The sequence below is a fragment of the Alphaproteobacteria bacterium genome (assembly GCA_019695395.1).
Classification (GTDB): Bacteria; Pseudomonadota; Alphaproteobacteria; order JAEUKQ01; family JAIBAD01; genus JAIBAD01.
Map to the genome: position 1 here is coordinate 1 of JAIBAD010000048.1, position 11,954 is coordinate 11,954.

At 32.0% G+C, this 11,954-nt stretch carries 13 protein-coding genes; 7 read left to right on the forward strand and 6 right to left on the reverse strand.

Going from position 1 to position 11,954, the window contains the following annotated elements; genetic code table 11:
* Positions 1 to 158 precede the first annotated feature (158 nt).
* Entirely contained in the window at positions 159 to 626 is a 468-nt protein-coding gene (locus tag K1X44_07830; protein MBX7147201.1) for a hypothetical protein, read from the forward strand.
* A 153-nt stretch (positions 627 to 779) separates the two neighbouring features.
* Here K1X44_07830 and K1X44_07835 read toward each other — a convergent pair whose 3' ends face one another.
* The 3 genes from K1X44_07835 to K1X44_07845 all read right to left on the reverse strand — a co-directional run bounded on the left by K1X44_07835 (position 780) and on the right by K1X44_07845 (position 1,847).
* Positions 780 to 1,220 (reverse strand): hypothetical protein, encoded by a 441-nt coding sequence (locus K1X44_07835; protein ID MBX7147202.1) that lies wholly within the window; start codon positions 1,218 to 1,220, stop codon positions 780 to 782.
* A gap of 4 nt (positions 1,221 to 1,224) precedes the next feature.
* Positions 1,225 to 1,494: a hypothetical protein gene (locus K1X44_07840; GenBank protein ID MBX7147203.1), complete on the reverse strand. Its 270-nt coding sequence runs from the start codon at positions 1,492 to 1,494 to the stop codon at positions 1,225 to 1,227.
* Positions 1,495 to 1,556: 62 nt separating this feature from the next.
* Complete coding sequence (locus K1X44_07845) at positions 1,557 to 1,847, reverse strand: CsbD family protein (protein MBX7147204.1); 291 nt, start codon at positions 1,845 to 1,847, stop codon at positions 1,557 to 1,559.
* Positions 1,848 to 2,058: 211 nt separating this feature from the next.
* Here K1X44_07845 and K1X44_07850 point away from each other — a divergent pair, with 211 nt between their 5' ends.
* The 4 genes from K1X44_07850 (at position 2,059) to K1X44_07865 (ending at position 5,910) form a co-directional block, all read left to right on the forward strand.
* Positions 2,059 to 2,457, forward strand: coding sequence for a hypothetical protein (locus K1X44_07850; protein MBX7147205.1), 399 nt, complete (start codon positions 2,059 to 2,061; stop codon positions 2,455 to 2,457).
* A 303-nt stretch (positions 2,458 to 2,760) separates the two neighbouring features.
* Entirely contained in the window at positions 2,761 to 4,755 is a 1,995-nt protein-coding gene (locus K1X44_07855) for a DUF4118 domain-containing protein (protein ID MBX7147206.1), read from the forward strand.
* 17 nt (positions 4,756 to 4,772) lie between these two features.
* Positions 4,773 to 5,162 carry a response regulator gene (locus tag K1X44_07860; GenBank protein MBX7147207.1) on the forward strand — a complete coding sequence of 130 codons (390 nt, stop codon included), beginning with the start codon at positions 4,773 to 4,775 and terminating at the stop codon, positions 5,160 to 5,162.
* Positions 5,163 to 5,283: 121 nt separating this feature from the next.
* Positions 5,284 to 5,910, forward strand: a complete 627-nt coding sequence (locus K1X44_07865) for a NirD/YgiW/YdeI family stress tolerance protein (protein MBX7147208.1) — start codon at positions 5,284 to 5,286, stop codon at positions 5,908 to 5,910.
* 162 nt (positions 5,911 to 6,072) lie between these two features.
* Here K1X44_07865 and K1X44_07870 read toward each other — a convergent pair whose 3' ends face one another.
* From K1X44_07870 to K1X44_07880, 3 genes are all read right to left on the reverse strand, one after another.
* Positions 6,073 to 6,255: a DUF1328 domain-containing protein gene (locus tag K1X44_07870; GenBank protein ID MBX7147209.1), complete on the reverse strand. Its 183-nt coding sequence runs from the start codon at positions 6,253 to 6,255 to the stop codon at positions 6,073 to 6,075.
* A gap of 18 nt (positions 6,256 to 6,273) precedes the next feature.
* Entirely contained in the window at positions 6,274 to 6,447 is a 174-nt protein-coding gene (locus K1X44_07875; protein MBX7147210.1) for a hypothetical protein, read from the reverse strand.
* Between the two features lie 299 nt (positions 6,448 to 6,746).
* On the reverse strand, positions 6,747 to 7,478 hold the full coding sequence (locus K1X44_07880) for a response regulator transcription factor (GenBank protein ID MBX7147211.1): 732 nt from the start codon (positions 7,476 to 7,478) through the stop codon (positions 6,747 to 6,749).
* 890 nt (positions 7,479 to 8,368) lie between these two features.
* Between K1X44_07880 and K1X44_07885 the strand changes: the two genes are divergently transcribed.
* Together K1X44_07885 and K1X44_07890 are read left to right on the forward strand one after the other, a co-directional pair.
* Positions 8,369 to 10,555 carry a hypothetical protein gene (locus K1X44_07885; GenBank protein MBX7147212.1) on the forward strand — a complete coding sequence of 729 codons (2,187 nt, stop codon included), beginning with the start codon at positions 8,369 to 8,371 and terminating at the stop codon, positions 10,553 to 10,555.
* A 143-nt stretch (positions 10,556 to 10,698) separates the two neighbouring features.
* Positions 10,699 to 11,954: calcium-binding protein (locus K1X44_07890; GenBank protein MBX7147213.1), on the forward strand; the 1,256-nt coding region annotated here is incomplete at its 3' end.

Genomic DNA, 11,954 nt, shown 5'->3' on the forward strand with positions numbered 1-11,954 from the left:
TGGATATTGCGCATGTTGATCTTTTGCTAAATTATGATTTCCTTTAATGTCCAGAAGATTATATACATCGTATCGGAAGAACAGGACGTGCGGGTGCCCAAGGATCAGCGTTAAGTTTTATTTCCCCTGCGGATAACAAGAAATGGAAAGCAATAAATTTGCTTCTTGATCCTCAATCTTCCCGGACAAATAAATCAGTAGAAAATGGATCAAAGGAAAATAGATCAAGGGCAAATAGGCCACATGCAAATAGATCACAGGCTGATAAATCATGGAAAACTAGATCAAAATCACATGGATCTCAGGTAAATAAACCATGGACAAATAAATCACGAGCAGATGGATTGCAGTCAAATGACGCCCTGGAAAATAGATCGCGAGCAAATAGATCCCGAGCTGAGAGATTTAAGACAGATGATGCGCCACGGGCAAATAAAGCTCAGATAGATAGACCACAGAGGGATAAATCCCAGGTAAAATTCCAGAAAAATAACATCGAATCTTTTAAGAAAAAACCAAACAAAAATAAATTTGATAGACCAAAAACCGAAAACCAAAAACCGTTTAAATTTAAACGGCATAAAAATAAGAAGCAAAAAAATAACTTTCAAAAGAACGCTGCTTAATACCTATTAAAAAAGCCATTTGTAAAATGGCTTTTTTATTTAATATGTTAAATTATGTTTAATACATATAACAGTATAATGACAAGGATAGGTACGCCTAAGAGCCATAAAATAAACCCCCGCATTTTTCATTCCTTTCATTTATATAAAATTTTATTTATTTTTATTTGATGTAGATTTTTTATCATCTTTAAGCAATTCATTAAGAAAGCTGGTTATCATAGATTCAAAAACAGACATAGGATTAGAAGATTGATGTATCGATTCAGTTTCTGTCCAACGAATAGAATTTTTATGGTAAAAAATTGTACATGTAATAATGCTTGCAATAAGAGTTATAACAAATATTCCCGCAGCCATTATAAACATAACTTCATAATTTATGAATCCTTGATCGATCAAAAAGAAATAAAGCCCTATTAACCCTGTTGCGACGAATGTTAAGCCACCAATAATAACAATAATGCTAAGTGTCATAACACGAAGGAAAAGATTACGCAAATAGGGTATTAGGGATGATTTTTTAAAAAGTAATTGTCCTAATACCCATAGAATTGCAAATCCTTTCAACCTGAAATATTGGTTGATTTTCATTTTTTTAACGCTTTAATAAGAACCCTAAAATAAGACCACCCAGCGCTGCTATACCTATAGCTTCAAAGGGATGCGTTGTAATTTTATCTTTGGCTTTATCTTTTAATTCTGCCGCTTGTTCAGATTTATCATGGATAAAATTTTTAACTTGGCGTCCAGCTTTTTGTGCTAAATCGCGAAGTTCTTCTCCATCGATTGTATCATTATTATAATTATTACGATTATTAGTATCATCGCCTTTAGTGTTCGAAGAAGTGGATGAAAAAATTGACATAATTGTCTCCTGTATTTTATACTAATTATTTGTTGTGTTGTAAAAGTTTTAATTGACTAAAATTAATTAAGGAAAGATTGATTGTGACGTTTTTCAAAATTTTCTACTTGACTTACAGCTTCTTCCTTTTTAACGCCATAGGTTTTTTGAATATAGCCACATAATTTCTCTCTGCTTCCTTCAATTTGGTCTATTTGATCATCGGTTAATTCACCCCATTGACGTTTAATTTCACCTTTGAATATTTTCCAATTACCGCTAACCTTATCGCCTAAACTAGGCTTATCTTGACCATCTTGATTAAGGTTTTTCTCTTCATAATCGGAATTTGGGTTAGCCGAATATTTATCCATTGTACTCTCCTTTAACATAAAAATTTATCTATACATTAATATGCATTAACATAAATATATTTTTATCAATATTAGATTTCCATGTGACACGGTAGAGTATAGTATTAAGATATCATAAATTTATGTTTTTTTTATAAAATTTAGAAATATCTAAAACTGTAATTTAATATAATGTACTCTAAGATTTATAAAACTATGTTGGAGATAGAGTATGACGCAAACCTTAAAAACATCCGATGAAAGTAAAAAAGAATTAAACCATTTATGTTCAGAATTACAAGATTTGCTCCATAAATATGAGCGTTATTTGGACCAAGCAGATGTACGAGATGACGTTCATTCTTTAAAAATTTGGATGCAGGCATGTCAAAAAGGGGATAAAGAAATTGAAAACATAATGGATGAATCAACAGTCAGAGATCTATTAGAAAAAGTTAAAACAAGGTTAAAACTTGCGTCAAATGATTTGCAAAGGATGGATGAAGAAAGTCCTGTTGCTAGACATTTTACAGGAGGTGATACTCATAAATTAAATGAAGCAGCCAAAGTTATTATAGAAACAGAAGAACATTTAGATAATATTTTAAATGATGGGAGCACAAAAAATTAGGAGATAGGCCATAAAAAAAAAGAATGAAGAAATGAAATTATTTATTGTTTTAATAGCAACTTTAGTTTTTACAATTTTACTTGTTTAAAATATTTTTGATCTTTCAGGGATTTTAAATTAAAATTTGTATATAAATATAAGATTATTTTGGCCTAATAATCTTATAATAACAGTTTTATAAATAACAAATTTATTCTAAAATTAATGTGACCGATTGAATTTTATTAGGTTTTGCCAAATACTTATGGAATTTTTATGCCATATATTTCATAATGCGCGGGTCATTTTTTTATACACTAGATTATGTCACAACCAGTTATTTTAAAAAAACCTTCTGCACCAGGTACAGTTTTAGTTTTAGTTACAGGTAAAGGCCAGACAGAGGATATATTCCGTATTGCTAAACAAAAAGCAAGAAGTTTACGGGTTCAATGGAAAGCTATTTATATTGAAACACCCCACAACGGAAAAGAAAAGAATGCTCAAATTTTAACTTTGCTTATGTTAGCAGAGCAATTGGGTGCAGAAATTGTCCATGCTCAAGCTTCTACGGTTTTTGATGGGTTGGTTTCTTTAATTAAAGAATATGAAACGAATTATATCCCTGTTAAAACGCTTATTTTAACAAAAGAACGAAGTTTATGGAATTTAGGTAATAAGCATTTTAATTTATATCATAAACTTATAAAAGTTTTAGATCCAAAAACTGAAATTACTGTTGTTCCTTTGGACAAATCAAGCTCTTTTTGGGTAAATTGGATACCAAGCATAAATATAGATTATAAAGAAATTCTCTATGCAATTTTAGCAACGTTGATCGCAACAATGATTGTTGAATTATTTAGATTACTTTTACCAGATGCTGTAGGCATGGCGCATAGAAATAAATCTATTATTTATATTACGGCTTGTACCTTGATAGCTGGACGATATGGTTTGTTACCAGGTTTGGTTACAGCTATTACTAGTTTTATGGTTATGAATATAATTTATGTTGTACCAACTTGGACAGATCTTATTCGCAATACAACAGATTCTATTAATCTTGGATTATTTTTGGTTTCATCTATTGTTATGGGTTTATTTGTAAATAATAGCCAACATAAAACAGAAAATATTTCTATTTATGCAAAAAGGGTCAATGCTCTTTTTCAGCTGCATAGGGTTACATTAATAAAAAGTAATTTACCAGAAACAGTTGAAGCTTTGCATCAAGAACTTTCAAAACTTCTGAATACAAAAATAGCCATTTTTTTAACATCACCAGTTACACCATCTTCGTTAAACCAAACCTATCCCCAAAACATAAAATTTTCTGAAAGAGAAACTTTGGCTTTAATTCTTTGTTGGCAAAAAGGTGAAAAAACAGGCGCAGGTAGTCCAGATTATCCAGATATAAATTGGCATTTCGTACCGTTAATAACAGTTGGAAAAGAAATTGGTGTATTAGGTATTTTTATTAATAAAAATATAAATTTTGATATTATTTATGGACGATTACTTTCAGCTCTGGCAGATCAAATAGCTCTTATTATTGAACGAAGAGAATTAGGTTTGATGATGGAAGAAAGTAGGGTTAATGAAGAGCGTGAAAAACTTCGTTCTATGCTTCTTTCAAGTGTGTCTCATGATTTAAAAACACCTCTTGCTTCTGTAATTGGTGCTTTAAGCGTTGTTATGAGTATGCGTGCAAAATTGTCAGAAGAGCAATGTAATATTTTAATGAATACAGCTTTAGAAGAAGCCCAAAGATTGGATAGTTTTATTACAAATATATTAGATATGACACGGCTTGAAAGTGGGGATATTGATTTTAAAAAAGAATGGGAAAGTTCAAAAATTATTCTCAAAAATATTGCCAAACGCTTACGTCATCGTATGGGGCAGCATATGTTGGTTATTCATTCTATTCCCCAAGACATTGCTATTTTCCAAGATATAACATTAATTGAACAAGTTTTACAAAATTTACTAGATAATGCTGTAAAATATACAGCCCCTGGAACAAAAATTGAAATTTCTTATGGGGTAAGAGGAAGAAAATTCTTTTTTGAAATTAGGGATCATGGCCAAGGTATATCGCCAGAATCCTTGGATAAAATATTTGATAAATATGCCAGATTAAACCAAACAGATAAAAAGGTTGCAGGTACAGGATTAGGACTTGCCATATGTAAATCGATTATGATGTTGCAAGATGGTGACATTGTTGCATCAAATCATCCAGATGGTGGTGCGGTATTTACTATTTATATACCAAAATGGCGTAAAATTAGATTAATAAAAACAGATGTGTAAAGTATAGCCTATGTATCATGTTGAAAGATAAACAAATATTAATAATAGATGATACCCCATCAATACGTACTTTTTTACGTATTTCCTTGCAAACTCAACGGGCGGTTTTGTATGAAGCAGGTTCATTTAAAACAGGTGTTGAAACTTTTAATCAAATTCACCCAGATTTGGTTGTGTTGGATTTAGGACTGCCCGATAAAGATGGGTTGGAAATTTTACCTATTGTCAAAAATAATGAGAAAAAACCAATCGTTATCGTTTTAACTGTTCGTAAAGAACCCCATATTAAAGCAAAAGCTTATCAGTTAGGGGCTGACGCCTATATAACCAAGCCTTTTATAATGGATGATCTTATGGAAGTGATCCATGAAAAGTTAAAACTATCTCCTAATAATATGGCTGTTTAATAATTTTATTCATTCTTTATATTTTTGATACGCTATCTAATCGTATTCTGACATTAAATTTCCTAAGTTATAAATACTGTCAGTCTGGCAGTATTTCTATTTACTTAAGGAGCAATTAAAAATGAAGTTAATCAATAAGATGTGTCTATTAACAAGTGTTGCTATGCTGTCAACCATACCAGCCTATGCAAGTGTTAGTGATATTAAAACATTAGCTGACAAAAGTCAGATAGAAGTAACGGGTACAGTTGAAACAATTCAAAATGAACGTGAATTTACGCTTCGTGATGAAACTGGCAGTATTGATGTAGATATCGAATCCAATCAATCCGTTATTTTGCAGGAAGGTGCAAAAGTAACTGTTAAAGGGTCAGTTGACCGTGGAATTATGGGTACTGATATTAATGCAACATCGGTTACAGTTCAGTCATCAACATCAAATAATAGCACATCACCAAACGCAATGACGACAACCAGCGCATCTGGTGAAGAAGCAAAAACTTATACAATTCAAAATTTACCTAATACGGGTTTTGTTAAATTAAATGGAACTGTTAATAGCGTGAAGAACCAAAAAGAGTTCACCTTAAAAGATGCAACGGGTAAAATTGATATTGTTATTGAATCTAATCAATCTGCTGCATTAACGCCAAACACAGAAGTAACCGTGGTAGGATATATTGATAAAGGGTTACTTAGTAAAAGCATTAAAGCAACCCAAGTCAATGTTAAAAATAGTCCTCAATAATTAAATAATCTAAATTGTTAAAGCACTATGAGGATTAATCATGGTGCTTTTTTTATATTTACATAAATATTTATTAGAAATAAGACATTTAAAATACTTATCATTAAAAAAGGATTGAAATATATTATTATTTCAATCCTTTTTATATTAATTTATTGGTGTCTACACAGGTGGATCAACAGGTTTTCCTGTTAGCATGCCATAAATTAAACTTACAACAAATAATATGACGAATAAAATAGCCAGAAATTTCGCAATAGCTGCAAAAGTGCCAGCTAAGCCAAAAAATCCTAACAAACCTGCTACTATGGCCAAAAGAAAAAATGTGATAGCCCAACTTAGCATGATTTTATTCTCCTTCTACTAAATTTCTGGAGATGTATTATCAATACCTATACTTGCTTGTGATGAGATGGGGTTAATATTACCCATGCCAACACATTTAGCATAAATACGACATACATCTTTTCTTTTCCTAGGAAAACGTAAATAGGTTGAAGGAAAAGGAACATTGATATGACTTAAGGTTGTAGTCATTTTTTCTACCTATTAATTTCTATTGTCGTTGTGATTGTTGTTGGTTTTTTGAACCTTGGTTGTTTGAACCATTTTTATTGCTCTTTTGAGACTGATTTTGTTTAGCACCTTGACTAGATCCTTGATTTTTATTGTCGGCCATAATAGTAACTCCTTATTTCGGTTTTGATTTTGGTTATATTAATAATTTATTAATTCTTAAATTAGAAATCGATATGTGAATGGAAACACAGTATTAAAAATTCATAAAAAAACCCAAGAATTAACCTTGGGTTTTAAATAATTTAATTAAAAAAAAATTATCCAACTGCTGCTTGTTTTAAAGGAGGATGTTCGTTATGAATAATTTCCATACGATATCCAATCCCTGGTTCTGTCGTTATATAAACTTGATCATCAGATTTGTTTTCTATTTTTTCACGTAATTGACTTACATATACTCTTAAATATTGCATATTTTCACTGTGGGCTGCACCCCATACTTCTTTTAAAATTTGTTTATGGGTAAGCATTTTACCACGATTAATAAGAAAATAACGTAATAATTCATATTCTTTCGGGGTTAAAGGTGTTTTAATATCATCTAAAAATACTTCATGACGAACAAGATCCATACGAATTTTACCATTGGCTAATTCAGGTTCACCTGCAACCTCTGTAGCAGATTTTCTTATATTGGCATAAATACGGGCTAACAACACATCAGGATTAAAAGGTTTAATTACATAATCATCTGCACCCATTTCAAAAGCCTTAATCATTTCTTCATCATCATTGCGTACAGAACATATAATGATAGGTACTTGGGACCATTCACGTACTGTCTGGATAACCTCTTTACCATCAATGTCTGGTAATCCTAAATCTAAGAGAATAAGTTCTGGTTTAACAGAGGCAGCTAATCTTGCGCCCATGCGACCTTGATCTGCATCAACTACTTTGTATCCTTTACCTTCTAGGGTGATGGTCAAAAGTTTTCGGATAGGTAATTCATCTTCAATAATTAAAATGGTGCTTTTTTTTTCACTCATACTAATCCTCCTTCTCGTGATAGGACAAGTTTATATTCTTTAATATAAAGAACCTATAATGATTTTTCTTATACAAATTTTATAAGATATCTATATTTTTTTATAAAAATTATAAGAACCCCGAATAATCAATTGCTTTATATATTATAGTAAGAAAACTTTGAAAATTAAGGACAATGCCTATTAATAATATAACATTTTTGGAATAGGAACAACGAGCTTGATATGACTCTGCATTAGAAGATAAAAATTTTGGTTTATTCTTGTTTTTGCTGGATCATGTATTTTGTGATCCATTTATGTTTTTACAAGTTTAGAGCCATTTGATTACTAAAGCGATTTGACCCCCTTATTATTTTTCAACATTGGTAGAAAATTTATAAAATCAAAGTAATTTAGCAATTTTTAAATGTTCTTTTTATGTACTTAAAAATCTTTGGTAAATTAGGTAATATACAATTTTATTTTATATTATTGATTTATATATAAAATTATTTAATATTAATGTTCATTTAATATTTTTATAATATAAAAGGGAAAAATCTACGACATATGATTATAATACAGATTTATCGTCTTTTATCCAGTCTTTAAGTGGATTTGGAGCCGATACATCTGGTACGTTAGAAGGTACAGATGTAGAAAAAAGAGAGATTATGAATTTATTAGCTGTCAATAATTTTTAATATAGCTTAATAATTAAGACTGATTATAAAGCCGCTGTAATTTAATTACAGCGGCTATTTATTTAGATGGATTACAAGCTTTAATTCTATTTATGTACTAATTATTAACAAAAATTAACCATAAATTAAGTTGTTTTATAAATATATTTTATATTACTTATCATTTTAAATATAAATTTTATTTATAATAAATAGGATCAGTTAATGAAAAATATAAAATTGGGGTTAAGCAAAAGTAAAATCACTGCTGCAAATAAACTAAAAGGAAATTTATTAGTACTAAATTTAGGTCTATCCTCACCAATTTTTGAATTAACTGCCAGTGGTGATAGTGGTGATAATATTTTGATTGGAAGTAATGGCGAAGATAATACATTAAATGGTCTTGGGGGTAATGATTGGTTAATTGGTGGGGATCAAAAGGATATACTTAAAGGTGGTATGGGACACGATTTTTTACTGGGTAATGATGGGGATGATACCCTTGTAGGTGAGGAAGGTAATGATGTATCAACAGGTGGAAATGGCAATGACACATTATTTGGGGATGATGGGGATGATCGGTTAACGGGTAATGATGGGGATGATACGTTAAATGGTGCATCGGGTGATGATTCCCTAGATGGGGGTAATGGCCAAGATAAAATTAATGCCGGCGATGGACATGATTTTGTTAAGGGTGGGGATGATAGCGATCAGATCAGTGGCGGTATAGGTAATGATGAACTTATAGGTGGTTGGGGTGAAGATATCATTGATGGGGATGAAGGAAATGATATCATTTATGGCAGTGAAAGCAAAGAAAATCCAAATTTAGATTTAGATAATGATATATTAAATGGTGGGACAGGGGACGATTTTATTCAAGGTGGTGGGGGTGACGATCAATTAAATGGGGGTAATGGAAATGATATGATTAAAGCTGGCACCCAAGATGATAAAATTTTAGGTGGCAATGGCAATGATACACTTAATGGGGATGAGGGAAATGATACTATTTGGGGTGAAATGAATGATGATAAAATTCTGGGTGGTAATGGGAGTGATACCATTTATGGCGGATCAGGAAGAGATGAAATTTATGGTAATGAAGGTAATGATCTCATCTATGGGTATGATGAAAACAGCGCCCCTCCTCCTCGGAGTGTTATAGAAGATAATAATCTTATTCATGGGAATGATGGGAATGATATAATTTTATGTGATTATTATGGAAATAATGAAATTTATGGGGATGATGGAAATGACCGTCTATATGCCTATGGAAGTAATAAAATATATGGCGGTAATGGGTTTGATATAATAATTATACGTAATGCGATGGATGGTAATAATTGGCTTTATGGTGGGGCGGGTGATGATACAATTTTGGGTGGATATAATAATATTTTTGGGATTAATGAAATAAAAGGTGAAGAGGGTAATGATCATATCGAAGGGGGTGCAGGGCAGGATTCTATTTATGGGGGAGAGGGTAATGATAATTTGGATGGTGAGGGTGGTAATGATATCATTACAGGTGATATAGGGATTGATGAAATTAGGGGTAATTATGGTAATGATACCATTCATGGTGGGGCAGACAATGATGATATAGGTGGTGAGTTTGGAAATGATGAAATTTATGGTGATGAAGGGGATGATCGCTTAAATGGTGGATATAATAATGATAAAATTTTTGGTGGGGATGGGAATGATACCATTTTCGGGGGCACTGATGGCCCAACTGGAAGTGGCAATGATATTTTAGAAGGTGGGAATGGTAATGATATTATTTATGGTGGGGATAGTGATCCGAGGTTTTTTGCCTATGGTACAGCGTTAATCAAAGGTGGGGATGGGGATGATATCCTTTCTGGTAAAATTAATGGTGTAAATAAAATATATGGTGACGTAGGCCACGATCATATTTATGGGGGTAATGGTAATGATTATTTGAATGGTGGCGATGGGAATGATGAAATTTATGGAAATGGTGGGGGTGATACGGTCGAAGGTGGCAATGGGGATGATACGTTAAATGTTTCTAATGATACAGATGGGTATAGCGATCTATTTGATGGGGGAATAGGTTTAGATAAACTGGAATTTGGTATGCGATCTATATCGGATTACACATTTCATGTGATTGATAGCGACCAATTTTATTCAATTAGCAAAATCACCGGTGACATAGATTATTATAAAAACATCGACTATGTTCACAGTGATGGCATAGGGCTTGTGACCAAAGATGATTTTCTTAAAATGTATGCGCCGTTAAAAGCTGATGATAACATAGAAACAGCACTTTTACTGCAAGCTATAGGTGGTTTTGAAACAGAGGGCTCAAATTTACTAACAGTTGAAAAACCTTTAACGGAAAACCTATTTTGTTCTTTTATAAAATAGAATTTTATAAAAAATAAAATAATAATTCACTAAAAATTCTTAATTTATTCTTATTAATAATAATAAATTATTAATAATTATTAAAATATTTAATATATTGTATTAATAATTTTTACTAATAAACATATAATAAAGGAAACCTTATGTCTGATTTTAAAAAGAATAATTTATTAAAAAATAGAACAACTTCCAAAAATTTAGACCAAAATGACTTAAATACCTTATTTCCAATTTATACATTAACCGCAAGTGGGGATGGGGGTAATAATGCCCTTATTGGTAATGATGGCGAAGATAACACATTATTTGGATTAGGCGGAAATGATTGGTTAATAGGTGCCAATCAAAAAGATAATTTATTTGGTGGCACAGGTAGCGATTTTTTATTTGGAAATGACGGGGATGATTATTTAGCAGGCGAAGAAGAAAATGATGTCATTGTAGGTGGTAATGGTAATGATACAGCTTTTGGTGGAAGTGGTGATGATGACCTTAGCGGAAGTGATGGTGATGATTTGTTAACGGGTGAGCAAGGTCAAGATACATTGAATGGTGGGAATGGAAATGACACCCTTTATGGTGGGGATGACAATGATACTATAACAAGTGGTTCGGGTAATGATACAGTCGATGGGGGTATGGGGGATGATAAAATTACCATTATAAATGGTAGCAATAGAGAAAAAAGTTTGATTGATGGTGGGGATGGCAATGATACTATTACAAGTAATGTTGGATATAATATGGTTCATGGTGGTTCGGGTAATGATTTGATTCAAGCAAATAGCGCTGGTGCAATTTATGGTGATACTGGAAATGATACAATTTATAGCACAAATATTGCGGTTGTTTCTGGTGGCAAAGGTAATGATAAAATCAATACCGGGGTTTATTCTGATACTATTTACGGAAATGAAGATCAAGATGAAATCCACAGTGGAAGTGGAGTAGACAAAGTTTACGGTGGTTTAGGAGACGATGTCATATTTGGTGAAGCTGATTCTGACATATTATATGGCGATGATCTTGTTGAAGATGATGATTATGATGGTGGACGTGATGTTATTGATGGTGGCGATGGTGACGATACTATTTATGGTGGTTCAGGAAGTGATAATCTTAAAGGTGGAAATGGTAGAGACACTATTTATGGTGGCGGGGATGATGATACAATTGATGGTGGGGCAGGTGATGATACTATTTACGGTAATTCTGGATGGTTCTCCCGTATTACATTAATGGGTGGTGATGGGAATGATTATGTTGAAGGTGGTAAATATAGTGATGCCCGCATTTATGGCGGGAATGGAAATGATATCCTTAAAGGCAATAGTAAACTTTACGGTGAAAATGGTAATGATGAAATTTCTGGCGGGGATTATAATGATTATTTAGATGG